Source organism: Acinetobacter sp. ANC 3882 (genome assembly GCF_022549545.1).
Taxonomy (GTDB): Bacteria; Pseudomonadota; Gammaproteobacteria; order Pseudomonadales; family Moraxellaceae; genus Acinetobacter.
The window spans coordinates 105211-130545 of record NZ_JAKZGB010000004.1; the positions used below are offsets into that span (position 1 = coordinate 105211).

Annotated in this window: 23 protein-coding genes and 1 pseudogene; 12 read left to right on the top strand and 12 right to left on the bottom strand. The window is 41.8% G+C overall.

What is annotated here, in order from left to right:
* Positions 1-137 precede the first annotated feature (137 nt).
* Positions 138-1469: a Na+/H+ antiporter NhaC family protein gene (locus tag MMO42_RS09765; protein WP_241320385.1), complete on the bottom strand. Its 1332-nt coding sequence runs from the start codon at positions 1467-1469 to the stop codon at positions 138-140.
* 275 nt (positions 1470-1744) lie between these two features.
* Between MMO42_RS09765 and trpA the strand changes: the two genes are divergently transcribed.
* From trpA to MMO42_RS09790, 5 genes are all read left to right on the top strand, one after another.
* Positions 1745-2548 (top strand): tryptophan synthase subunit alpha, encoded by an 804-nt coding sequence (trpA, locus tag MMO42_RS09770; RefSeq protein ID WP_005149961.1) that lies wholly within the window; start codon positions 1745-1747, stop codon positions 2546-2548.
* Positions 2545-3441: an acetyl-CoA carboxylase, carboxyltransferase subunit beta gene (gene accD, locus MMO42_RS09775; protein ID WP_005296685.1), complete on the top strand. Its 897-nt coding sequence runs from the start codon at positions 2545-2547 to the stop codon at positions 3439-3441. The genes trpA and accD overlap by 4 nt, the downstream gene beginning before the upstream one ends.
* Complete coding sequence (gene folC / locus MMO42_RS09780; protein ID WP_241320386.1) at positions 3438-4724, top strand: bifunctional tetrahydrofolate synthase/dihydrofolate synthase; 1287 nt, start codon at positions 3438-3440, stop codon at positions 4722-4724. The genes accD and folC overlap by 4 nt, the downstream gene beginning before the upstream one ends.
* The gene (locus MMO42_RS09785; protein WP_241320387.1) at positions 4715-5791 is read left to right on the top strand and encodes an SPOR domain-containing protein; all 1077 of its coding nucleotides are present in this window, start codon (positions 4715-4717) and stop codon (positions 5789-5791) included. Before folC ends, MMO42_RS09785 begins: the two co-directional genes overlap by 10 nt.
* 89 nt (positions 5792-5880) lie before the next feature.
* The gene (locus tag MMO42_RS09790; protein WP_241320537.1) at positions 5881-6807 is read left to right on the top strand and encodes a hypothetical protein; all 927 of its coding nucleotides are present in this window, start codon (positions 5881-5883) and stop codon (positions 6805-6807) included.
* 144 nt (positions 6808-6951) lie between these two features.
* On the opposite strand, the gene MMO42_RS09795 is transcribed toward MMO42_RS09790, so the two are convergent.
* The 3 genes from MMO42_RS09795 to MMO42_RS09805 form a co-directional block, all read right to left on the bottom strand.
* Positions 6952-7536 (bottom strand): dual specificity protein phosphatase family protein, encoded by a 585-nt coding sequence (locus tag MMO42_RS09795; RefSeq protein WP_241320388.1) that lies wholly within the window; start codon positions 7534-7536, stop codon positions 6952-6954.
* Positions 7533-8351: an MBL fold metallo-hydrolase gene (locus MMO42_RS09800; protein WP_241320389.1), complete on the bottom strand. Its 819-nt coding sequence runs from the start codon at positions 8349-8351 to the stop codon at positions 7533-7535. Before MMO42_RS09800 ends, MMO42_RS09795 begins: the two co-directional genes overlap by 4 nt.
* Before the next feature lie 269 nt (positions 8352-8620).
* Entirely contained in the window at positions 8621-9256 is a 636-nt protein-coding gene (locus tag MMO42_RS09805; protein WP_005296677.1) for a peroxiredoxin, read from the bottom strand.
* A 362-nt stretch (positions 9257-9618) separates the two neighbouring features.
* Between MMO42_RS09805 and secA the strand changes: the two genes are divergently transcribed.
* Positions 9619-12342 (top strand): preprotein translocase subunit SecA, encoded by a 2724-nt coding sequence (gene secA / locus MMO42_RS09810; protein ID WP_241320390.1) that lies wholly within the window; start codon positions 9619-9621, stop codon positions 12340-12342.
* 146 nt (positions 12343-12488) lie between these two features.
* Positions 12489-12893 (top strand): hypothetical protein, encoded by a 405-nt coding sequence (locus MMO42_RS09815; protein WP_241320391.1) that lies wholly within the window; start codon positions 12489-12491, stop codon positions 12891-12893.
* A 64-nt stretch (positions 12894-12957) separates the two neighbouring features.
* Here MMO42_RS09815 and lpxO read toward each other — a convergent pair whose 3' ends face one another.
* The 3 genes from lpxO to MMO42_RS09830 form a co-directional block, all read right to left on the bottom strand.
* On the bottom strand, positions 12958-13863 hold the full coding sequence (gene lpxO, locus MMO42_RS09820; protein WP_241320392.1) for a lipid A hydroxylase LpxO: 906 nt from the start codon (positions 13861-13863) through the stop codon (positions 12958-12960).
* 163 nt (positions 13864-14026) lie between these two features.
* Positions 14027-15337 (bottom strand): MFS transporter, encoded by a 1311-nt coding sequence (locus MMO42_RS09825; protein WP_241320393.1) that lies wholly within the window; start codon positions 15335-15337, stop codon positions 14027-14029.
* A 101-nt stretch (positions 15338-15438) separates the two neighbouring features.
* Positions 15439-16080, bottom strand: a complete 642-nt coding sequence (locus tag MMO42_RS09830) for a hemolysin III family protein (protein ID WP_241320394.1) — start codon at positions 16078-16080, stop codon at positions 15439-15441.
* 101 nt (positions 16081-16181) lie between these two features.
* Between MMO42_RS09830 and MMO42_RS09835 the strand changes: the two genes are divergently transcribed.
* Together MMO42_RS09835 and MMO42_RS09840 are read left to right on the top strand one after the other, a co-directional pair.
* Positions 16182-17399 carry a methyltransferase gene (locus tag MMO42_RS09835; RefSeq protein ID WP_241320395.1) on the top strand — a complete coding sequence of 406 codons (1218 nt, stop codon included), beginning with the start codon at positions 16182-16184 and terminating at the stop codon, positions 17397-17399.
* Positions 17400-17416: 17 nt separating this feature from the next.
* Positions 17417-17845 carry a GNAT family N-acetyltransferase gene (locus MMO42_RS09840; protein WP_241320538.1) on the top strand — a complete coding sequence of 143 codons (429 nt, stop codon included), beginning with the start codon at positions 17417-17419 and terminating at the stop codon, positions 17843-17845.
* Positions 17846-17859: 14 nt separating this feature from the next.
* Here the strand turns inward: MMO42_RS09840 and MMO42_RS09845 are convergent, their stop codons facing one another.
* From MMO42_RS09845 to MMO42_RS09865, 5 genes are all read right to left on the bottom strand, one after another.
* The gene (locus MMO42_RS09845) at positions 17860-18096 is read right to left on the bottom strand and encodes a hypothetical protein (protein ID WP_241320396.1); all 237 of its coding nucleotides are present in this window, start codon (positions 18094-18096) and stop codon (positions 17860-17862) included.
* Positions 18097-18298: 202 nt separating this feature from the next.
* Complete coding sequence (locus MMO42_RS09850) at positions 18299-19153, bottom strand: patatin family protein (protein WP_241320397.1); 855 nt, start codon at positions 19151-19153, stop codon at positions 18299-18301.
* Positions 19154-19218: 65 nt separating this feature from the next.
* Entirely contained in the window at positions 19219-19443 is a 225-nt protein-coding gene (locus MMO42_RS09855; protein WP_241320398.1) for a hypothetical protein, read from the bottom strand.
* Between the two features lie 167 nt (positions 19444-19610).
* A complete protein-coding gene (locus MMO42_RS09860; protein WP_241320399.1) occupies positions 19611-21746 on the bottom strand; it encodes a 3-hydroxyacyl-CoA dehydrogenase NAD-binding domain-containing protein in 2136 nt (711 codons plus the stop codon).
* A gap of 10 nt (positions 21747-21756) precedes the next feature.
* Positions 21757-22962 carry an acetyl-CoA C-acetyltransferase gene (locus MMO42_RS09865; protein WP_241320400.1) on the bottom strand — a complete coding sequence of 402 codons (1206 nt, stop codon included), beginning with the start codon at positions 22960-22962 and terminating at the stop codon, positions 21757-21759.
* Between the two features lie 226 nt (positions 22963-23188).
* Here MMO42_RS09865 and MMO42_RS09870 point away from each other — a divergent pair, with 226 nt between their 5' ends.
* From MMO42_RS09870 to MMO42_RS09880, 3 genes and pseudogenes are all read left to right on the top strand, one after another.
* Positions 23189-24286 carry an agmatine deiminase family protein gene (locus tag MMO42_RS09870; RefSeq protein ID WP_241320401.1) on the top strand — a complete coding sequence of 366 codons (1098 nt, stop codon included), beginning with the start codon at positions 23189-23191 and terminating at the stop codon, positions 24284-24286.
* 83 nt (positions 24287-24369) lie between these two features.
* A pseudogene (locus MMO42_RS09875) lies at positions 24370-24902 on the top strand (adenylate kinase).
* Positions 24899-25327, top strand: a complete 429-nt coding sequence (locus tag MMO42_RS09880) for an NUDIX hydrolase (protein WP_241320402.1) — start codon at positions 24899-24901, stop codon at positions 25325-25327. The pseudogene MMO42_RS09875 and the gene MMO42_RS09880 overlap by 4 nt, the downstream one beginning before the upstream one ends.
* Positions 25328-25335 lie beyond the last annotated feature (8 nt).

The following is a 25335-nucleotide window of genomic DNA, read 5'->3' on the forward strand; positions in this document are numbered from 1 at the left end:
AATCCTCTGTCGGACTGACGGTACGTCCATGTTACCGCAGTCCAACGGGCGACATCCATGTCGCCTATCACGATAGTAGATTCTTGTCTAAATTAAAGCGTTATTGAGAGTGGGATTTGATCAGTAACTCAAACTTCCTATTGGTTTTTTAACCGTGGATAATTAAAGACGATGGCAAGGACTGCGCAAATCGCAAGAATCCAGCAATAGTAGATATTGCCAATCAATTCAACGGGTGAGAGTTTGGCAATCGAACAGGCAAGTAGTAACTGCGCGCCGTAGGGGATCATTCCCTGAACTACACAAGAAAAAATATCGAGTAACGCAGCACTACGCTTGGGGTCAACGCCATATTCTTTAGCCACTTCACGCGCCATATCGCCAGAGAGAATAATCGCGACGGTATTATTGGCCACAAATAAATTCGAGAAGACCACCAGAAAACTGATACCGAATTCACCTGCACGTTGTTTGCCGAATTTAAACAGGCGAGTAATGGCATAGATACGTTGAATCAACCACTGCAAACCGCCTTCTTTTTGCATCAAAGTCGATAATCCACCCAATAACATGGAAAGTAATGCCACCTCAAACATACTGACAAAACCATCATAAATCGCGCTATTTAACTTGAGTAAGTCAAAGTCTGGCTTTTCAATCAGTCCCATCAAGCCCGATAAAATCACACCGATCATCAGCACGGCAAGAACATGTAAACGGGTAAAAGCAAGAAAAAATACTGCCAAATAGGGCAGAATCAGCCAGATATCATAAGGGGTTGATTGAATCGCTTCTGCTTGATGGCTCATTGAAATATAAACCATTAAAGTAATGATAGCCGCGGGGAATGCAATCCAGATATTGACTCTAAATTTATCTCGAAGTTCAACATTTTGGCTACGTGTTGCCGCAATCGTGGTGTCGGAGATCATCGATAAATTATCGCCAAACATGGCACCACCAACTACAGCACCAATCGCATAGATAGGTGCAATATCAGTGGCTTGGGCGAAACCAAAGGCAATCGGTGCACAGGCCGCTATGGTACCCATAGAGGTTCCCATTGCGGTTGCAATAAATGCTGCAATGATAAACAGCATGGGTAACACATACTCAGCTGAAATCAGTGAGAGTCCGAGCTGTACGGTTGCATCGACACTGCCAATCGCACTGGATACACTGGCAAAAGCCCCTGCCAGCATAAAGACCATAAACATTAAGATTAGATTGGGATGGCTGGCACCGTGTAAGAATTCTTCAATTGCTGCATTGAGTTTTTGTTTGTATAGCAACAGCGCCAAAATCACGGCTGGAATCGCGGCCACAGGTGCTTTGATCTGATAAAAGGCAAATTCTGTTCCGATTATTGAATGATAGACACCACTCCCGAGAAAGATGATCAAAAATACCAATAGCGGTAGCAAAGCAAGAGCATTGCTTTGTACTTTTTCCTGAAGGTGGGCAGACATAAAAATAAAAAGAAAACTTAAAAATTGCGGCTAGTATAAAGGAGCTTGGCTCATTTCTAAAATGCAGTGTGATCAGGCCAAAATTAGGAAGCTTTGATCATTGAGAAAAAACTCAAAATATAGATAAATGTAGCAAGGCTGTTGTAAGTAGCAAGATTCACTGTCTCAATCACGTCAAACTCTGTTCAATGAACAAAAAATAGCGTTACAATGCAGTGTTTTTGTATGACTACAAACAACTCCTTAATTTATATAAATCAGGAAAGCATAATCCTATGTCACGTCTTGCCACTCGTTTTGAACAGCTTAAATCTCAGCAACGTAAAGCGCTTGTTTCTTATGTGATGGCAGGTGATCCGCATCCGCAGGTAACTGTTCCATTGCTTCATCAAATGGTTGAAGCAGGTGTTGATGTGATTGAATTGGGTCTCCCATTCTCTGACCCGATGGCGGATGGCCCTGTGATTGCTTTAGCTGCTGAGCGTGCTTTGGCAGGTGGAACCAATACACTTGATGCATTGGATATGGTGAAAACCTTTCGTGAAAAAGATCAAACAACACCAGTGGTACTGATGGGATATTTAAATCCTGTTGAAGTGATTGGTTATGAAAAGTTTGTTGCTTATGCGAAAGACTGTGGTGTTGATGGTGTCCTTTTGGTGGATTTACCACCAGAAGAATCGAAGCAATTAGGTGAAGTTCTTAAACAAAATGGAATGGATCAGATCTTCTTGCTTGCGCCAACTTCAACCGACCAGCGTATTCAGCATGTGGTGAATCAAGCCAGTGGCTTTGTTTACTATGTGTCATTAAAGGGTGTGACAGGTGCAGCAACTTTAGATACTTCTGAAGCAGCAGCACGTATTGCAAAAATTAAGTCTAAGACCAATGTGCCAGTGGGCGTCGGTTTTGGAATTAGTGATGCTGCGTCTGCAAAAGCGATGGGTCAAGTTGCCGATGCCGTTATTGTAGGAAGTGCTTTCGTTAAATCTTTTGCGACATTGCCAGCGGATGAAGCTGCGCAACAGACGGTGAATAAAGTGAAGGAGCTTCGAGCGGCGCTCGATGAGTTAGTATGAGTCAAGAGTTAACGTCAGGGAAGGTTCTTAACCCTTCAACACCTTGGACTGATCGTCACGTCCCTGGTATTCAGGTTGCAGATCAACAGCAGATATTTAAATCGACTTTTACTGAGCCTACGATTGAATGTCCTGAGTGTCATGCACTGGTAACGCGTACGGCAATGTCATTTAATGCCTATGTGTGTCCTCAATGTGATGAACACTTACGTATGCGTGCCCGTGATCGTTTGAACTGGTTCTTTGATCAAGTGAATGGTGAGTTGGGGCAAGAATTTAGTGCCAAAGACCCATTAAAATTTGTCGATAGCAAACCTTACCCAGATCGTATGCGTGAAGCGCAAGATAAAACGGGTGAAACTGAAGCACTTGTGGTGATGCAAGGTTCACTTAAAGGTTTGGACTTGATTGCTTGTGCATTTGACTTCGACTTTATGGGTGGTTCAATGGGAACCGTCGTTGGTGACCGTTTTGTACAAGCGGCTGAACGTGCAATCGCATTGCATCAACCGATGATCTGTTTTGCTGCTTCTGGTGGCGCACGTATGCAGGAAGGCATGTTGTCTTTGATGCAAATGGCACGTACAGCAGCTGCAATCCAAAAAATGAAAGAAGCACGTGTTCCTTATCTGGTGGTATTAACCCATCCTGTGTATGGTGGCGTGACTGCATCATTGGCGATGCTGGGTGATGTGCATATTGCTGAACCGAAAGCGATGATTGGTTTTGCAGGCAAGCGTGTGATTGAGCAAACCGTACGTGAAAAACTGGAAGAACCGTTCCAGCGTGCAGAATATTTGCTTGATCATGGTGTGGTCGATCAGATCGTTCATCGTCATGCATTACGTGATACTGTATACAGACTTGTCGCTAAGCTGATGAATTTACCTTGAAACCACTCGCTCCACATTCAACAGATACATTAACAACATGGCTCGATTATTGGGGCCATGTTCATGTTACAGGCATTGATTTAGGTTTAGAACGTGTCATTCCCGTTGCTGAAAAGCTCGGGGTGATGCAGCCTCAAGCGAAAGTGTTTACCGTCGCTGGGACCAATGGCAAAGGTTCAACCACCACGATCTTGGCTGCGATTTTAAATGCGCAGGGCTATAAGGTTGGCCTATATCAATCACCGCATATTTATCGCTTTAATGAACGGGTAAAGCTGGCGGGTGCTGAGGTTGATGATCGAAGTCTGATTGATGCTTTTGTTCTGGTTGATCAGGCACGACGTGAATGTGGTTTAAGTTTATCTTTTTTTGAAGCAACCACTTTGGCTGCTTTTGTTATTTTTAAACAGCAACAATGTGATGTTTGGGTACTTGAAGTCGGTCTTGGTGGTCGTCTAGATGTAGTCAATGTCATTGATCCTGATGTCGCAGTGATTACCAACATTGGTTTAGACCATGTAGATTGGCTCGGTGATACGGTCGAAAAAATTGCATTTGAAAAAGCAGGGATTATTCGTCCGAATATTCCTGTGGTTTTTGCAGGTCAACAAACATTACCACAAGCTATTCAAGATAAAGTGGCTGAAACTCAGGCCCAGTTATATGCGTTGAATCGTGATTATTTTTATCAGTTGAATGATGATGGCCAAACTTGGTCATTTGCGTCTTCTGGAACCACATTACAACTGCCTATTGGACAGCTTGCGCTAGATAATATATCTACCGCAGTTGCCGCTGTATTGGTGAGTGGTGTTGAGGTTTCGCAAGCAGCGATTGCAACGGGTATCCAGCAAGCACGCTTACAAGGCCGTTTTGAAATACGACAGATCCAAGATAAAACCGTGATTTTTGATGCTGGGCATAATGCGCATGGCGTCGAATTTTTATTGAAGCAGTTGCGAAAATTCTTAAAATACAATAAACAGTACACAGACGTTGTTGCAGTATTTTCCATGCTGGCAGATAAAGACATTGCTTCTGTCACCGATTTACTAAAAACAACAGTAAAAGATTGGTTTATTGCTAACTTAGATGTGCCTAGAGCCGCACCAGTGCAACAGATACATAATGCATTGCAAGGGCAACAGGTATACGAGTTTGGCAGTATCCAGCAAGCGTTTGAAACTGTGCTGAAACAAAGTAATAACAATCAGCTGATTTTAGTCTGTGGTTCGTTTCATACTTTAGAAGCGGTCTGGGAGTATTTAGAAGAATGTCGATGAATAACAAACAACGTTGGATGGGCGGCGTTGTTCTACTCGGTGGTGGTGTTTTATTAGCTGCATTGCTGTTAAAGGGCAATGATGAAATTGAGCAAGATCACACGCAAGCTCCAGTTACTCATCCGATTCCCAAAACTGAGTCTAAACCGAAAACCGCACAGCCAGCACAAGACAGTGAAATGGTGTCATTACAACCATTGGCTGTCGATGTGGAAACAGAAAAGCGTTTATTGGAAGAGCAGCGTCGTTCACGTGAAAAAGCAGTCGCTGAACAAGAAGCACGTGCAGCTGAATTCTTAAAGATGCAGCAACAGGCTGAAGCTGCAGCTGCACGTAAAGCAGCGGAAGAATACGCAGCGATTAATGCGCGTCGTACAGCAGCGCAAGAAAGTTCGGATAATATTCCGCCAGAATTGGTTGAAGACGAAAAAGCCAAGGCTCAACGACTTGCGGATGAAAAGCGTAAAGCAGATGAAAAGAAACGTGCTGAACAGCAAAAAACAGATCAACAAAAGTCAGATGCCGATAAGAAATTAGCAGAAGATAAACGTAAAGCCGAAGCTGACAAAAAAGCAGCAGAAGACAAACGTAAGGCTGAAGCTGATAAGAAAGCAGTGGAAGACAAGCGTAAAGCAGAAGCAGCAGACAAGAAAGCCGCTGAAGATAAACGTAAAGCCGAAGCTGACAAAAAAGCAGCAGAAGATAAGCGTAAGGCTGAAGCTGACAAAAAAGCAGCTGATGAGAAAAAACGTAAAGCTGACGAAGATAGCAAGAAGAAAGCTGAAGCAGAGAAAGCACGCGATCTGATGGAAAATGGCGACAAAAAGTGGATGGTACAAGTGGCTTTGGCTGCAAACCAAGCCAATGCAGACGCCGTTGTATCGAAATTACGTGCCAAGGGCTACAAGGTAACGACCAGTCAGACCTCGAAAGGGATTCGTATTATGGTTGGACCAGCCAAAGATCGTGATACCGCAGATAACACGCGTAAGAAAATCACAACGGATGAAAGCTTAAATATGAAATCTGCTTGGGTGATTGATTGGGTTCCGCTTGACCAGCGATAAATGCTGATCTTCCCCTAGACAAATTTGAACAATCTCGCAGGCGTTACGCTCTGCGAGTATTCTATTGAATAGGGGGAAGCAACGTGAATATAAATACTGATGTTTGGATATTAGAACAGTTTATTTTTGAACATGGTTCTGCGATTAGCGCACTATCTGGTGTTGCTTGCGTGGGTGAGGACATTTATTTTGTGGGTGATGATGTTCGTTACTTACTCAAAACCAATCGAAACAATAGCCTGCTCAGTGCAACGGTTTTTGAAAAAGTCCCGTTATCTGAATCGTCTGAACCCATACTGCTAATTGCGTTAAGTAAAGAAAAAAAACCTGACTTTGAAGCATTAACCTGTCTCATCTTTAATGAACAGCCGCAATTATTGATTATGGGGGCGGGTTCTACAGAAAATCGGAAACAAGCATTACTTTATAATCCATCTAATAATCAAATCAGCATTTTTCTGGATGCAGTTGATTATCACTTTTTAGAAAGCAGCGCTGAATTAACGGGTGGGGCTGATCTCAATATAGAAGCAGTATGTTCAGACCATCGTCATCTCTATATCTTTCAACGTGGCAATATTAATCGCCATCATGGTGTTTTAGTCTTTGATTTAGCCAAAATGCAACAAGGTAAATCGTTAGAAAATGCACTTATCAACTCGCTTAGTCTCAACTTACCTGAGATTGAGGGGGCTGCGAGTGGGATTTCCGATGCCTATTTTTTTGTGGATAAAAATCTAATTGTTGCCACGGCTGCGGTTGAGCAAACATTAAATACCTATGATGATGGTGAGGTGTTAGGTAGTTTTATTTTGCTGTTTTCGCCAGATGGTCAAGCGTTATCCAGTCATCTGATTCAGGATGTAGAAGGTAAAACGCGACCATTGAAAGTTGAAGGGATTACTTGGCTAGAGTCGCGATCTGATGGCGAAGTATTTTTATTGGTCACCGACAGTGATGGCGGTGATTCTGAGGTTTTGAAGGTATTGCTGGCTCATTCGGCTTTTGAAAATTAGACGTTTAAATAAAAAGTACTGGATGGTTATGCAATTTTGAGCAATATGCTTTGCAGGCTGCTCGATAATAACTGGATAAATTCGTTTGTTTAATAGGCTCTATTTCTTCGTAAATAGAGCTTCATCTACAATAAATCCAATATTTTAACGAGATGGGTTCGACAGTTGCTCTTGAATCCATTTTACGTTTTCAGGGGTAAATAAGTGATCGATATTTTTCCAGATCACATGGAAGCCATATCCGCCTTGTTTCATTTCTTTTACGGCATCTTCAATCGACCAGTTTTCAAAAATAATACGATACATGGCAATGGTTGCACCGGTACGGTCAGATCCATGATAACAATGGACTAAAATTTTATGATTCTTTTGTTTGGCAGTTTGAATGGCCTGCATCGTATGTAACAGGTCTTCACGATTAATCGCCCAGGTATAAATCGGAATATGTACAAGATTAAAGGGTTGATCTTTTAAAACCTTAGCATCTTCATTTCTAGCGCGTAAATTAATCACTGTGTCGATTTGATACTGCTTTAACGTTGGGATTAATGCATTGCTAGGCTGATCACTGCGGAACACATCATTACTGATTTGATAAAAATTATGCGTATTGGAGATCAGTGTGCCCCAGTTTTTTGGACGTTGCTCATCATCCAAACTTGGGTGTTTCATACACCCGCCAAGTGTTAAGGTTGAAACAAGAGCAACGGTAATGAGTGTTTTTTTCATAGGCTTGACTGATAACGATTGAATTCGACTGGATCGTGCGCACAAATTAACTCAATGCTTGGCTCATGTTGAGCGAGATATTGTAACTGTTTCAGGTTTTGCAGACGGAGTTGGTTGTCTTCGGCCAATAATCGCTCAGTCAGGTCTAGCGCTCTGAGTTTATTTTTCGGATTGAGTTCTAAATGGGTGTAATAAGCATCACCACAGAATAAAATCCAGCCATCAGACTTCTTAATGGCAATACCACAATGTCCAGCTGTGTGTCCTATCATGGGAATCATCAGGATTTCATCTTGAAATAGAGCCAATCCTTTGACTTTTTGTAGATTAAACCAAGATTCGCCTTCGCTATGTTCGGCAAAGTTCCAGTATCGATGTTGTTTAAATTGCTCGGTTTTATAACGAAGCTTGCCTTTGGCGGTAAGCGATTGTGTGGCATTAAACTCTGCGGCTAAAAGGTGCACTGTGGCATTGGGGAAATCGGAAATTCCGCCTGCATGGTCAAAATCCAGATGGGTCACAAAAATATGTTTTACATCATTGGGATTAAACCCGAGCTGTTGAATTTGTTGGATGGCGGTGAGTTTTAAATTCGGGACAATTGAGCCAAACTGTTTAAGTAAACGGCCCAAGCGTTGTTCCGTGTGCAAATAGTCTTGAAGCCCTAAGCCAGTATCAATTAAGACTAAGCCACGATCAGTTTCAATCAATAGACAATGACAGACCAGATGAGCTTTCCAGCCTTTTTGTCCAAACAATGGCGCGCAAGTCGGGCAGAAACTGCCACAATGCAGATGATGGATATTGTAGATCATGATGCTTTTTTTATTGTGTGGCGGATCGAATTATTTTTATAACCGATTGATTCAGAAATACCAAAACAATTTTAGCTTGGATATAAAAAAGCCTATCTAGGGGATAGGCTGAGATGCATGTTATTCAGTTTGAATATTATTTTATTATGACTTTGTTCTATCTTTTAGGTACTCCGTTTGTCTTGTACAGCCTTAACTCACAGCATAGCTGTTCGTCTTCTTACGGAGCTTTAGTCGCTTCTCGGGAACGAGCGTTGCTCGTTTGGTCCTCACTCAGGCTGTGGGGTTAATCTTAAATAAGGTTTAACTGCTTTATAGCCTTTAGGGAAGCGTTGTTTGATTTCTTCCTCATCTTTCAATGAAGGAACAATGACCACATCTTCACCATGTTGCCAGTTCGCAGGGGTTGCTACTTTATGCTTGTCTGTCAATTGCAGTGAATCAACTACACGCAATACTTCATTAAAGTTACGACCTGTTGAGGCTGGATAAGTAATAATCAAGCGAACTTTTTTATTTGGATCAATAATCACCAAAGAACGTACTGTTAAGGTTTCACTGGCATTTGGATGGATAAAATCATAGAGCTCAGACACTTTACGGTCTTTATCCGCAATGATTGGAAAATTAACAGTCGTATTCTGTGTTTCATTAATGTCCTGAATCCAGCTGTGATGTGATTCAACATCATCAACCGAAAGAGCAATCGCTTTGACACCACGCTTGCTAAATTCATCTTTGAGTTTTGCAGTGAAGCCAAGCTCTGTGGTGCAGACAGGCGTAAAGTCTGCTGGGTGTGAAAATAAAATCCCCCAACCATCACCTAAAAATTCATAAAAATCAATGTTACCTTCACTTGATTGTTGCTGGAAATTCGGGGCAATGTCGCCTAAACGTAGTGTCATGATCAGTCCTCAATACATTCTTTATGTTTTTGTCTGTATCCAATATGCAGCATCTACTTTATAAATAAAAAGATTGTTTTTTCATTTTGTTATGAGTTTTTGAGATATTGAGTGTTGGCTATGCTAAAAAATGATCAGAAATACACATTCAAATCGATGTAAGTTCAGGGCAAATTTGCTACATTAACGCTCTTTGGTTGTGTAATGTCAGAATCGCCTCGCAGATTTTTTTACCTGTTTGGATGCAAAGCACTTGTAGTTCTTATTTCTGACTCCATAATAACAGCTAAGAAAAAATTAACCGACCTAGGGTTTGTTGAATTTGACAAACCTTATAACAAACAGGATTAGAGAGTTTATTCATGTTGGCAAGTCTGATCGGAGGTATCTTCGGTACAAAAAATGAGCGCGAGCTCAAACGCATGCGTAAAATTGTTGAACAAATCAATGCGCTTGAACCGACGATATCTGCTCTTAACGATGCAGACCTCTCTGCAAAAACTCCAGAATTCAAACAACGTTTTAATAATGGCGAAAGTTTAGATAAATTATTACCAGAAGCTTTTGCGGTGTGCCGTGAAGCAGCAAAACGTGTCATGGGTATGCGTCATTATGACGTGCAGCTCATCGGTGGTATTACCTTACACGAAGGTAAAATTGCTGAAATGCGTACAGGTGAAGGTAAAACCTTGATGGGTACTTTGGCTTGTTATCTCAATGCGTTAAGTGGTAACGGCGTTCACGTGATTACTGTGAATGATTACTTGGCACAACGTGATGCTGAGTTGAACCGTCCATTATTCGAATTCTTAGGTCTCAGTATTGGCGTGATTTACTCCATGCAGATGCCTGATGAAAAAGCACAAGCCTATATCGCTGATATCACTTATGGTACCAACAACGAATTTGGTTTCGATTATCTACGTGACAACATGGTGTTTTCTCTACAAGAGAAAAAACAACGTGGTTTAAGCTATGCCATTATCGATGAAGTTGACTCAATTTTAATTGATGAAGCGCGTACACCATTGATCATTTCTGGTCAAAGTGAAGATTCATCGCAGCTTTATCAACTGATTAACAGTATTCCTCCAACGTTGCGCCCTCAAAAAGAAGAGAAAGTAGCTGATGGTGGACATTTCTGGGTGGACGAGAAACAACGTTCAGTTGAAATGACGGAAGTGGGTTATGAAACGGTTGAGCAGAAACTGATTGAAATGGGGCTGTTGGCTGAAGGTGAAAGCCTGTATTCAGCAACCAATTTAAATTTGGTTCACCATGTCACTGCTGCGATTCGTGCGCATTATCTCTATCAAAAGAACGTGCACTACATCATTGGTGTGAATCCACAGACTCAAAAAGAAGAAGTCATTATTGTGGATGAGAGCACGGGGCGTACCATGCCTGGTCGTCGTTGGTCAGAAGGTTTGCACCAAGCGGTTGAAGCCAAAGAAAACATGGAAATTCAACCTGAAAACCAAACACTTGCAACCACAACTTTCCAGAATTATTTCCGTCTGTATAAAAAGCTTTCTGGTATGACCGGTACTGCCGATACCGAAGCTTCAGAAATGAAAGAAATTTATGGTTTAGATGTCGTGATTATTCCGACACACCGCCCAATGGTACGTGTTGATCATAACGACTTAATCTATTTAAACCGTAATGGTAAATACACTGCAATTATTGAAGAAATTACCAATATTCGTCAGCAAGGTGTTGCACCAATCTTGATTGGTACGGCAACCATTGAAGCGAGTGAAATTCTTTCTTCTAAGTTATTACAAGCTGGTATCCATCACGAAGTTCTGAATGCGAAGCAGCATGAGCGTGAGGCGGATATTATTGCGCAAGCGGGTAGTCCAAATGCCGTGACCATCGCAACCAACATGGCGGGTCGTGGTACGGATATTTTGCTGGGTGGTAACTGGAAAGCTAAACTTGCCAAAATTGAAAACCCAACCCCTGAAGATGAAGCACGTTTACAAGCGCAATGGGAAAAAGATCACGAAGACGTTTTAAGTTCGGGTGGTTTACATATCATTGGTTCTGAGCGTCATGAATCTCGTCGTATTGATAACCAGTTGCGTGGTCGTGCAGGTCGTCAAGGTGACCCAGGTGTATCGCGTTTCTATTTATCACTTGAAGATGATTTGATGCGTATCTTCGCGGGTGATCGTGTGGTTGCCATGATGCGTGCAATGGGCTTGCAAGAAAGTGAAGCCATTGAACACAAAATGGTCAGTCGTTCAATCGAGAATGCACAACGTAAAGTTGAAGCTCGTAACTTTGATATTCGTAAGAACTTATTGAAGTATGACGATGTCAACAACGAACAACGTAAGATCATTTACTCGCAACGTGATGATGTCTTGGCTGAAAGCTCACTACAAGACTATATCGAAGAAATGCATCAGGAAGTGGTGAAAGGGTTAATCGCCAACTTTATTCCACCAGAGTCAATCCATGATCAATGGGATATTGAAGGCCTAGAAAATGCATTGCATGCTGATTTAGGTATTGAATTACCTGTACAGCAATGGTTAGACCAAGATCGTCGTTTAGATGAAGAGGGTTTAGTTGCGCGTATTTCTGATGAAGTGATTGCACGTTATCGTCAACGCCGTGAACAAATGGGGGATGAATCAGCAGCAATGCTTGAGCGTCACTTCATGTTGAATTCACTTGATCGTCATTGGAAAGATCATTTGGCTGCGATGGATTATCTACGTCAAGGGATTCACTTACGTGGTTATGCACAGAAAAATCCTGAGCAAGAATACAAGAAAGAAGCGTTCAACTTATTTGTAAATATGTTGGGTGTAATTAAATCTGATGTGGTGACTGATTTATCTCGTGTGCATGTACCAACTGCAGAAGAGCTAGCGGAGTTAGAAGCACAGCAGCAACGTCAAGCTGAATCTATGCGTTTGTCTTTCGAACATGATGATGTAGATGGCTTAACAGGTGAAGTCACTGTTTCTGAAGAAATTGTTGACCATACATTCCCAGTACCAGAAAGTCGTAATGCACCATGTCCATGTGGCTCTGGCTTAAAGTACAAGCAATGTCACGGTAAAATCTAAGTTTCGACGTAGATTAAGCTGAAATAAAAAGCAGAGCATTGGTCTCTGCTTTTTTTACGAGAATTTACTTGAGTCGAGGCACGCTTTGTAGTTTCATTATTGGACTTATAGATCTTGATTGAGTTCGCATTAAAAGCGGGAAGACAATGAAAAAACCATTACAACTTTTAATTTTGGCAAGTGCGGCGGTATCTGGTTTTGCATTTGCAAATGATGCGCCACAAACCACGACTGTCGATAAAGTATTAGCAGCCAAAGGTACCAATACCGCTGAAGCGCAAATAAAACGCGAAGTGACGACTGTCGTGAGTCCACGTACTGGTATTCGCTATACACTAGGTGATACGGGTAATCGCCCAATCGTATTGCAAACGGCGGCTATCGCACCTGCAAACTCTGCCAATATCAATCGTATTGTGGCATCGAACCCTGCATTATCAGCGCAAAGCCAAGAGAAAGCCAAGGTTGCTTTAATTGGTGAAACGGCGGTTCAAGCTGCCAATGCTGCAGCTGCACAAACAGCAAGTACACAGATCGCAAAAGCAAATTAATCACGATTTGTTTAAAAGAAAAAAGAGATGCACTAGGCATCTCTTTTTTTTATCGCAAGATGGGCTATAGAAAACTTGGTAATAAAATTAAGCCAATCAACACCGCAAATAACAACCATTTAGACACATAATACAATGGGCGGTTACGCTCTTTTAAACCGCGACCATAGTGATGCACTGCATAACCATATTTGAAAATACGGTTAATAAAACCAGTTTTGTCTTGATCATCATTGGGTGAGCTGGCTGCTGACATTACATTACGACCAAACCAATAATTCAATTTTTGTGCCCAGCCCCATTTCATCGGGCGTTCGATATCGCAGAACAAGATAATACGGGTTTCATCGGTCTTGTTTTCAGCCCAATGTACAAAGGTTTCATCAAACACGGTTGCTTCGCCATCTCGCCAGCTATAACGCTCTTGATCGACTTCAATAAAGCAATCATCGCTATTTGGCGTGACTAGACCCAAGTGATAACGCACTGAACCTGCATAAGGATCACGATGCTTGCCTAAGTAACTGCCAGAAGGGAGTTCGGTAAACATTGCTGCTTTGACGGAAGGAATGCTTTCCAGTAGGGCTACTGTTTTTGGGCACAGTTGCTGAGCTGAAGGATGGCTATCTTGATACCATTTCAGATAAAAACGTTTCCATCCACGTTTAAAGAAGGTGTTAAAGCCTGCATCATTATTTTTTTCAGACGCTTTAATTTGATTTTGCAGTTGAATTGCTTCTTCTCGAATGATTTGCCAATTCTCTTGCAATGGTTTCAGTTCCGGAAACTGTGCCACGTCGAAGAAGGGTTGGTTCGGCAATTTAGAAAAACCAGTCATGAACATGTTCACTGGTGCTAAAAATGTCGAATGGTCAAATAATTGTCGAGATGCTTTTAATCGTTCTTTACCTCGAAAATAGGTATATAAAAAGCTGATTAAAAATACGGCAACGATAATCACTGCGTACATAACACAATCGTCTAAAGAAAAATGAAGGCGGTTATTTTAGCATAAAAAATATTTGGAAGAATGCTGTTATAAAAGCAACTTTATAAGATAAAAACTATGGGATTGAATGGTATTTCAGATGATCTGAGCAATCATTTTACCCAGATCATCTGAACAATAATGCTTAGATTTGGTTATTCACATCATCATTTTTGGTTTCGCGCATCAGTAAGAAGGCGATTAAAGAGAGGATAGAAGCCAAGCTAAGATATAAGCCGACCGCACCTAGACCATAGCTTTCTGCCAGTTTAGTTGCAATATAAGGTGCAAAAGAGGCACCAAAAATACCAGCCAAGTTAAAAGTCAGTGCTGAACCGGTATAGCGAACTGAGGTCGGAAAGATTTCAGATAAGACGGTGCCAATTGGTCCATAGGTTAAGCCCATGATGGAAAGGCCAATACATAAGAACAAGAACACCAGAATCGGGCTACCTGAACCTAATAGCGGTGCAAAACACAATCCGAACAGGGCTGAAAGAATACAAACCGCGATCGAGGTGTTTTTACGGCCAAACTTCTCGGCAAAGATTGCAGAGAGTGGAATAAAGGCAGCAAAACAAAGCGTTGCCACCAGTTGTAACACCAAGAAGTCACCACGTGCATAACCAAGTTTCGTGGTTCCCCAGTTCAAGGCAAACACGGTGGTGAGGTAAAACACCACAAAGGTACAGATCGCTGCAATAGTCCCAAGCACCAACATTGGAAAATGTTTAGTCATCACTTCTTTAAAAGGGACATTCACTTCTTTCTGTTTATTTAACACCTTTTGGAAGGCGGGTGTTTCATGCAGCTTTAAGCGGATGTATAAACCGACCAACACCAAGACTGCACTTGCAATAAATGGAATACGCCATCCCCAAGTCATAAATGCTTGTTCAGACATAAAGGCATTGAGTAACAGGAATGAGCCAGTCGCAAGAATAAAACCGATTGGTGCACCGAGTTGCGGGAACATGCCATACCAAGCACGTTTGCCTTCTGGTGCGTTCTCAGTCGCCAGTAAGACTGCGCCACTCCATTCACCACCTAAGCCCAAACCTTGCCCTAAACGGCATAGAGCAAGCAGCAATGGGGCTGCCAGACCAATTTGTGCATAGGTTGGTAACAGACCAATACAAACCGTAGAAATACCCATGGTGAGCAAGGCTGCAACCAATGTGGCTTTACGTCCGATGCGATCACCGAGATGTCCAAAAATTGCTGCACCAATCGGGCGGGCAATAAAGGCGATTGCAAAGGTTGCAAGCGACTTGAGTACTGCTGCGCCGTCACTACTTTCAGGGAAAAATAAATGTGGAAAAATCAGCACAGCTGCTGTGGCATAAATATAAAAGTCGAAAAACTCAATGGTAGTGCCGACAAGGCTGGCAAATAATACTCGTACTTTTGAATTGCTGGCCACTTCAGTGGTGGCAGTCGTAGTGCTTGACGACATACAAGACCTTCATGTTATTCATTCAAGAAACAGAAGACTGTCTTGAAAAATTCCTTTTGAATGTGCAGTCTTACCCTGAAAACTTAATGTTATATATGAATTTATAATACATAACAGTAGATTGCCAAAAAGTGTAATCCTGCCCCTAATAGCACAAAAACATGCCAAATTGCGTGGGTATATCTTACCTTTTTTAAGGCATAAAACAATGTGCCGATGGTATAGGCCAAGCCGCCTGCAATCAGCAGTTGTACAGCATCTTTGGAAAGGTAACGCTGCATATCATCCATGACTAAAACAGCCAACCATCCCATGACTAAATAAGCCGCTAAAGAAATCTTTTGGAAACGGTGAATAAACACCAATTTAAAGAGTGTGCCGATCAATGCGATTGCCCATAATGCAATCAGTAAATAATGTGCTTTGGCGGTTGGAATCGCGATACTCAAAAATGGCGTATAGGTGCCTGCGATGAGATAATAGATCGCAGTATGATCCAGTTTTTTATACCAATAGCGCTTACGTTCATCCACAGCAAAGTGATACAGCATCGAACTCGCAAGCAAGAGGACTAGACTAAAACCATAGACCCATAAGCTGATCCATTGCCCCAACGGCAAATGCTGACCTTTAATAATCATGAAGATCGAGGCAATTAAAGCCAGTGCAGCACCAATACCATGACTATAGGCATTAATCAGTTCTTCTTTCGGGTCATAGTCCAGCAATGTTTTTGTGTTCATCAAGCGTTCAGATTGAATAAAAATACAACTGTATCGTAATGCAATTTCCCTTTTAAAGTAAGACGCTTTAAAATTTAGTTTCTATTTGTTAGGTTTTCATTATGTTTGCGCCGAAATTTTCTTTTGAACAAGAACAGCAGTTTTTCTTGGATATCCAGCAATCTATTGAAAATAAAAGCTTTGATCGCCTTATTTTGAGTCAGTATAAAGGTGAAATGGCACAATTAGAAAAGATAACGTTTCGTGTGATTGAACTGCAAGGACAAGCCATGCTGTCTGGTTTGTACCACCATATCACACAAGATGTGACCAAAAACCATACGATTAATGAAGGTTTAGAAAAAATTGCTGAGTTATTGAACCAGTGTAAACAGGCCAATCTATTTAGCTTGGACCAAGATATTCAGCTCAAAAAAAATAAAAAGAAGGCGATGCTAAATAGCCAGAAAAAACAAGCATCTACTACCAAAACAGAACAACAGCAGCATGATCGTGAAAAGCAGCGTTATGTACAGCAGCAGAGTCCATTTCTAAAGTATCTGGGGATTACTGATGAAAAAGGACAAATCATTCCAAGTATGGCGCGTAAGTGGAAACAGATTAATAAATTTATTGAAATCTTTTCGCATGCTTATGAACAGATTGATGCTTCACAGCAAGAATTGAATATTGTGGATTTTGGTTCGGGTAAAGGCTATCTCACTTTTGCGCTCTATGATTATTTACAAGCACAGCAAAAAACGCCTTTAATTACGGGTGTTGAGCTACGTTCAAACTTGGTTGAGTTTTGCCAGAATGTAGCTGGTCAGGCCGGTTTCAGCCATCTCGACTTTTTTGAAGGTGATGTACGTAGTTATCAGCCAGAAAAACTGGATGTCATGATTGCGTTGCATGCCTGTGATATTGCCACCGATTTTGCCATTCATACAGGTATTCGTTTAAATGCGTCGATGATTATGTGCGCCCCATGCTGCCATAAAGAACTACGTCCACAATTACAAAGTCCAGAAGTCTTACAACCGATGCTTCAGTTTGGCATTCATGCAGGGCAGCAGGCAGAAATGTTGACCGATACCTTGCGTGCTTTGTTGCTGAAAGCCTATGGCTATGAAACCAAAGTATTCGAGTTTGTATCTTTGGAACATACCAGCAAAAATAAAATGATTTTGGCGACTAAACGTAAACAGATGCAGCAGCCAGATGCAAAGATCATGCAGCAAATTCAAGCGTTGAAAGCCATGTATGGCATTGAAAAGCAGAGTCTGGAGTTGTTATTACAAGATCAAATGCCGATCGAAAATATAGGCTGTAAGTGTTAATGATGTCCGAGGAACATATGCTTCGAGTTGAACGAGGAAGTTGGGATCAATTACAGCAACATGCAAAATTGATCCGAGAAAAGGTTTTTATTGCTGAGCAGGGTATTGCAGAAGCAGACGAATGGGATGAGCAAGATGCGATTTCTCAGCATTTTGTCATCTTCGATCAAGATCAGCCGGTTGCGACAGCGCGCTTATTGCAAAAAAATAGTGTTGGGCGTGTTGCTGTGTTGCAAACCTATCGTGGCCAAGGCATTGGTCAAATGATCATGTTAGACATTATTGACTACGCACGGGAACAGTCCCGACCTTGCCTCTATTTGTCCTCACAAGTACACGCGATTTCTTTTTATGAGCAATTGGGATTTATCGTACAAGGCGATGAGTATGATGAATGTGGCATCCCACATATAGGAATGCAGATGCCAATCACGGTGGAAATTTAAACCCATTAGGTTGTTTATGGATGCTGTTCAGTGACCACTTCTGATGTTGCTGAACCTGTGTCCTGTTGAGACAGCTCTTTTTGTTGCTGTGCCTTACGCTGTGCACCAGGCATGTAGTCAGGCTCTTGGGTCATAGCCAAATAGAAAAAACTTAAAAAGATGGTACTGAGCACCCCGACAATAATCACAAATTTCCATCCCAATACTGTTTCTTCATTTGAATCTTTTTGTGGGGATGGTTGGTTACTCATTATAAATTCCAAAAATAACAAAATATAAAACTAGATTTTGCGCCTTTTTAGCAGAGCTTGCCAAGAGGGGATGCTGAATTCTTCATTATTTTAAGCTCAAGCGTGTTTAGAATCGAGGGTACGTTCCACTGCGTTTCGAGATTGCGAACAAAGCCAAAAAGAAACGTACCCATCACTTATTATCTTACTGATTTAGCTGGAACTAGAGTTTGTTCCAGTCTTCAATTACCTTAAATCCTGTTTCTATCCCGACATCATAGCTGTAGCGGATTTTCGCTTTGTTTTTTGAAAGTCGACCTGCCATGTTTTTTAAATCAGGTGGACAAACCTCCAAAATTTTTTGTTCCGATGCAGATCGCACAAATGCGACAGAATCATTGTAGCGTTGTGTTCGGGTCAATAGGCTTTGTGCAAAGCCCCGTTGTTGCTTAAACAGGTATTTTGCAAGGAACTCATCACCTTTGCTGGTGGCTTTATAATAATTTCTAGGACGTGTTCTAAGCACCATTAACTTGGAAACATCATGTTGTTGTGCGGCCCAATGGATGGGTAAAGCATCTGCTACACCGCCATCAAAATAGGGCTCACCAAAGACATCAACCGCTTGACGAGTGAGTACTGGAATAGAGCTGGATGCTCTTAAACCATCAAGAATGTTATCTCTAGATGCTTTGATATAGGCTGCTTCGCCCGAGAGCGCATGCGTAAGCACCATGTAAAATTCAGGATGATTGGCAAATAAATGCTCTTGATTAAGTGGATTTTCCTGCTCAACAGCATCCCACATCCATTTTAAATCCAGTAAGTCACCACCTTTAAAAAAGCGGCCATAATGGATGAATTCAGAGCGGAGAGAGTGATCTAAATAGATCTGGAGAATACGACCTTGTTGCGCTGCTAGATAACTTGCAACATTGGTGGAGCCCGAAGAGACACCAACACAGAGGTCAAAGGGATTAAATTGTTGCTGTAAAAATGCATCTAAGACACCGCTGGTGAATGCACCACGCATTCCACCGCCTTCAACGACCAGTGCCTGACGATTTTGTTGAAGCATTGAATATCTCGAATAACATGATAAATCCATGTTAAACGGGATTTATCATGTTTGACAATAACACTTTAGTGATTGTGCTGATGTGCTTCTGGAGCGTTTGTTTCTGAGCTCATTGAAGATTGTGACATTTCAGCAGGGGTTGCTGCTTTCTTTTGGTTCATTGGCATATAGTCTGGTTCATTGTTAATAGCCAAATAGAAAATCACCATAAACAAAAAACTAAGAATAGTGGTGATAATTAATGCTTTCCAACCCCAAGGTGAAGTTTCTGGACAGAGTTTTTCAGACATAACAGATTTCCCAATGATGCAAAAAATAAAGCTGAATTCTGCAACTTATAGCATAAATTGTGATGTATTACTCAGATGTTTTGCTGTGATTTTGTCGATAAAACAAAAAAGCCCGCACAGACAAGGAGTTCCGTGCGGGCTTCTATTTGAGGCGTTAAAGAAAGTAATTATTGAATGATTTCTTTCTTGCCAGCTTTTTCTTTCAATAATTGTGGCGGAGTAAAACGTTCGCCATACTGAGCCGCTAACTGTTCTGCACGTTGCAATGATTTTTCAATCCCATTTTGATTCAGGAATTGAATCGCGCCACCGGTCCAAGGTGCAAAACCAATTCCAAAAATTGAACCGACATTGGCATCAATCACAGACTCTAGAACACCTTCTTCATAGCAGCGTAAGGTATCAAGCGCCTGTACAAACAGGAAGCGATCAATCATGTCCTGTTCAGAAATGCTGCTCTCTTTCTGCCAACGATTCAGTCCATCCCATAAATGCTTTTTGCCATTTTCAGGATAGTCATAGAAGCCTGCACCCGCAGCTTTACCTTTACGATTAAGCTCATGAATCATGGTGTGTACCACTTCATCTACTGGGGTTTTTGGTAAATCTTTACCTTCTGCTTGCAGCGCTTTGCGGGTTTCACCAGCCACATGCTCAGTCAGCGTTAAAGAGACTTCATCCTGAATCGCGAGTGGACCAACAGGCATACCTGCTTTTAATGCTGCCATTTCAATTTTGGCAGGATGTACACCTTCTGCGAGTAAACGCATACCTTCTTGAATAAAAGTACCAAATACACGGCTGGTAAAGAAACCACGGCTGTCATTGACCACGATAGGCGTCTTGGCAATTTGTTGAACAAAGTCATAGGCTTTAGCCAATGTGTCCGCAGAGGTTTCTTTGCCTTTGATAATTTCAACCAATTGCATTTTATCCACTGGGCTAAAGAAATGTAGTCCAATGAATTTCTTGGTATCTTTACTTGCCGCGGCTAAACCCGTGATAGGTAAGGTAGACGTATTCGATGCAAAGATGCCACCTTCCGCCAAGTACTGCTCAGCCTCTTGCGTGACTTTGGCTTTTAGTTCTTGATTCTCAAATACCGCTTCAATAATCAAATCACAGCCTTGTAGATCTGCGGCATCTGCTGTTGCTGTAATCAGCGATAACACTTGATCACGTTTTTCAGCCGTCATACGACCTTGTGAAACACGTTTATCGAGAAGCTTTTGCGAATAAGCTTTACCTTTTTCTGCATTTTCAACTGATACATCTTTAAGTACCACAGGGATACCTTTGATCGCGGTTGAGTAGGCGATACCCGCACCCATCATGCCTGCACCCAATACACCCACTTTGCTGGCTTGCCATTTTGCAACATCCGCAGGACGACTCGCACCTGATTTGATTGCATTCAGACCATGCCAGAAGGTACCGATCATATTCTTAGAAACTTGACCCACAGTAAGCTGGGTGAAGTAACGCGATTCGATACGCAAAGCAGTATCGACATCAACTTGTGCACCTTCAACAGCGGCAGCCATAATTGCCTCTGGCGCAGGGTAGCAACCTTTGGTCTTGTCGCGAAGCATCGCAGGAGCAATGGCAAGCACTTGAGCCACAGCCGGTGTTTTCGGATCGCCACCTGGAATCTTGTAACCTTTGACATCGAATGGTTGTTGCGATTTCGGATTGGCTTTGACCCAAGCAATTGCTTTGTCTAAAAGCTCTTGTTCGTTCTCAGCAGTGTCATGCACCAAACCCAGTGATTTTGCTTTATCGACACCAAATTGCTTTCCTTCCATCAAGAATGGAAAGGCATTCTGTAAACCAAGCAGGCGAACCATACGGACGATACCGCCACCGCCTGGCAACAAACCTAAAGTCACTTCTGGTAAACCAAATTTGGTTTTTGGATCGTTAATGGCAATACGATAATGACAGCCTAAAGCGATTTCCCAACCGCCACCGAGCGCCGTACCATTTAATGCAGCAACCACGGGAACACCTAGGGTTTCAATCGTACGTAAATCACCTTTGAGCTCTTCAATCATTTTGAAAAACTCAGTGGCATGTTCTGGTTGAACTTGAATCAACTCATCCAAGTCACCGCCTGCAAAGAAAGTTTTCTTGGCAGAACGGAAAATAATGCCTTTTAGATCCGTTTCAGCTTTGAGCTTTTGACTGACTTCTTGTAGAGAAGTACGGAATTCTGCATTCATGGTGTTGGCAGATTGACCCGACGAATCAAGGGTAAGAATTACAATATTGTCAGCGTTTTTTTCGTATTTAATAGCGCTCATGTTGTGCTCCTTACACCAACTCAATAATGGTGGCGATCCCCATTCCACCACCCACACATAATGTGGCTAAGCCACGTTTTTTTCCTTGACGCTCTAGCTCATCAAGTAAAGTTCCTAAAATCATGGCACCCGTAGCACCCAATGGATGACCCATGGCAATTGCACCACCATTAACATTGACTTTCTCGGCAGGAACTTTGAGCTCATTGATAAAGCGCATCACGACTGCGGCAAAGGCTTCATTGACTTCAAATAGGTCAATATCATCAATAGTCAAGCCTGCTTTAGCCAAGGCTTTACGCGCAGCAGGTGCAGGGCCTGTGAGCATGATTGTTGGGTCTGTACCAACCAAGGCAGTTGCCAGTACTTTGGCACGTGGTTTTAGGCCTTGCTCTTTGACTGCTTTTTCAGAAGCCAATAACACCACAGCAGCGCCATCAACGATACCCGATGAGTTGCCAGCATGATGTACATGGTTAATTTTTTGCGCTTCAGGATATTTTTGTAATGCAACGGCATCGAAGCCCATTTGTCCCATCATTTCGAAGCTGGCATTCAGTTTTGCCAAGCCTTCAACTGTGGTAGTACCTCGAATAAATTCATCTTTTTCTAAAATCAGCACCCCAGAATGATCTTTAACAGGCACCACTGATTTGTCGAAATAACCATTGGCTTGAGCCGCGGCTGCTTTTTGTTGTGAACCAACCGCAAAAGCATCGACATCTTCACGGCTATAGCCATCTAAAGTTGCGATGAGGTCTGCACCGACACCTTGTGGCACAAAAGAAGATTTTAAGTTGGTTTCAGGATCAAGTGCCCAAGGACCACCGTCAGAACCCATTGCAATACGTGACATTGATTCAACGCCACCTGCGACAACGACATCTTCCCAACCTGAACGGACTTTTTGTGCCGCCAAATTGACAGCTTCTAAACCAGATGCACAGAAACGGTTGATTTGAACGCCTGCAACATCATCATTCCAACCTGCTGCAATCGCTGCGGTTTTGGCAATATCACCACCTTGGTCAGCAATCGGCGTGACGCAACCCAAAACGATATCATCCACTTTTGACGTGTCGAGTTGGTGGCGTAGTTGTAATTCATTCAATAATGATGTGAGTAAAGTAATTGGTTTGACTTCATGCAGTGAGCCATCTTTTTTTCCTTTTCCGCGTGGCGTGCGAATGGCATCAATAATGTAGGCCTCGCTCATAGGTTTTCCTTGTATCACCTTAAAATTGTTGTTTATCGAGTGTACTCAATTTAAGTGTCAGTGCAATGATGATAAACATTGGCAAGTTTGATGTTTTTCGCCAATTTGATTGATTAATATGCTGATCAAGCACATACCTAATTTGAGTATTTTTCTGTGTGGCTTGCTCAGTCTTCGATTAGACTAGTGCTTGTAAATGATTGACAGAAAAGATGGGCAAAACGACATGATAAAATTAAAGCGTCACTATGCCGCTATGGCATTGATCCTGTCACTTTTTGGATGTGATTCATCTGGACAGAATGTAGAAAATAAAAATGTAGCTGAGGATAAAAACAAGGTGAGCCAAACGTATTCAAATCAAGTTGCTGACGACAAAATGCTGTTAGTGTTATCTGCACCTTCTGTACATGATCCATATTATAAATCTGCGTTTCAACGGATTATCAATTTTCAGATTGATTATGCCAAGTCGATTTTGGGCAATGATAATGTGGTGATTCTAGTAGATAAAGATACTAAGCCTTATTTCGCGGGCAAAGTTCCAGAAGATATTTTGCTGGTGGATGATGTGCGTGATATCTGGATGCGCGATTTCACTACAGTCAATCCAATCAAACCCGTGCAATTTACCTATACTTGGGCTTCAATGACACAGAAGCAGAGTAAAGACGTACAAAAAAGTTTTAACCGTTTTGCAGATCATTATCAGATTCAAAGAACTAAGACCGATTTAATGCTGGATGGCGGTAATCTGGTGGATGATTATGCAGGACGCGTGATTACGACCACCCGTTTTATGGAAGATAATGAGCTTAGCTACAATGAGGCTAAACAAGAGTTAAGAGCCACTTTGGGTGCGAAAGAGGTTGCTATTCTAGAGCCTGATGAAGAGGTGCTGGCACATTCGGATGGTATGGTCAGTTGGGTGGATAAAAATACACTGTTAGTCAATGACTATTCAAAAACACCTGCATTTAGAACAACTGTAATGGATGAGTTGAAAGCTTCATTTCCAACTGCGAAAATTGTCGAAGTTCCTGTTGAATATAAAACCAATCCCAAAGGTGAGTGGGAAGGCTTTGAATCGGCATGTGGTGTTAATCTGAATGCCACAGTCACGCATAATAATATTTATGTACCGACCTTTAATATGCCGCATGATCAAAAAGCACTCACGATCATCAAGCAAAACACCAGCAAGAAAGTGATTCCTATAAATGCCGAATCCGTTTGTCCAATGGGTGGCAGTGTGCGTTGTCTTACTTGGCAGGTGACAGGGGCGAATGCAGTGAAACTTATCCAAGCAGCGAGAGATAAGTAATTGATTTGCAACTTGCATCTGCTGATTCACATGTCGATGCAAGTTGTATAAACTCACCTGCCGTTTTATTGGGCTAATAAAAAATGAAATTTATTAATGTTATTGGTACCACTGGTTCGGGTAAGTCTACGTTTGCCCGAAAATTGGCAGATAAACGAAAATTACAATACATTGAACTTGATAATTTACTTTGGCTGGATGACTGGCAGGAATCACCCAATGAAGCCTTATTCTTGAAGCTGAAAATAGCAATCGAACAGGCTGGACAATTGATGGACTTTATACCCGTACTGTTCCGATGATTATGGAAGAGGTCGATACCGTAATTTGGCTAGATTATCCATTTCACATCAATTTATACCGTCTTACCAAGCGTACACTGGGGCGAGTAATTAGCCGAAAGAAGTTGTGGGAAAATTCAAATAATCGAGAAAGTTTAAAACTGATGCTGTCGAGAGAGTCTATTTTTATCTGGTTAATTAAATCGTATCCTAAAAATCGTAAGAAATATTCTGATTTAATGCAAAATCCAGCGTATCAACATATTCACTTTATTCGTCTGACGTCACCTCAGCAGGCTGCTAGATTTTTAAAGCAGATGAAGGCGACACCATGACAGCCATTAAAACCAAAGCACTCTGTATTTTTCGATACCAAGATAAGGTTTTACTGTCACAAGGCTATGACCCAAGTAAAGATGAAACTTATTTTAGGCCAATTGGTGGGGGTATTGAGTTTGGAGAAACCTCTAGACAGGCGGTTGAGCGAGAAGTTTTAAAAGAAATTGATCAACAGATGACTGATGCAAAACTTTTGTGCGTATTAGAAAACTTATTTACTTTTGATGGCCAATCAGGCCATGAAATTGTATTTGTATATGAAGCCAAATTTATGGATGAAACTCTGTATAAACAGCCAGAAATACAGGGTAGGGAAAGTACTGGATTAAGCTATATCGCTCGGTGGTTGAGTGAAGAGCAGATCACATTAAAGCAATATCCTGTTTATCCAAAAGGAATTGGGTACTGGCTATTTAAGTAATTGTTTAT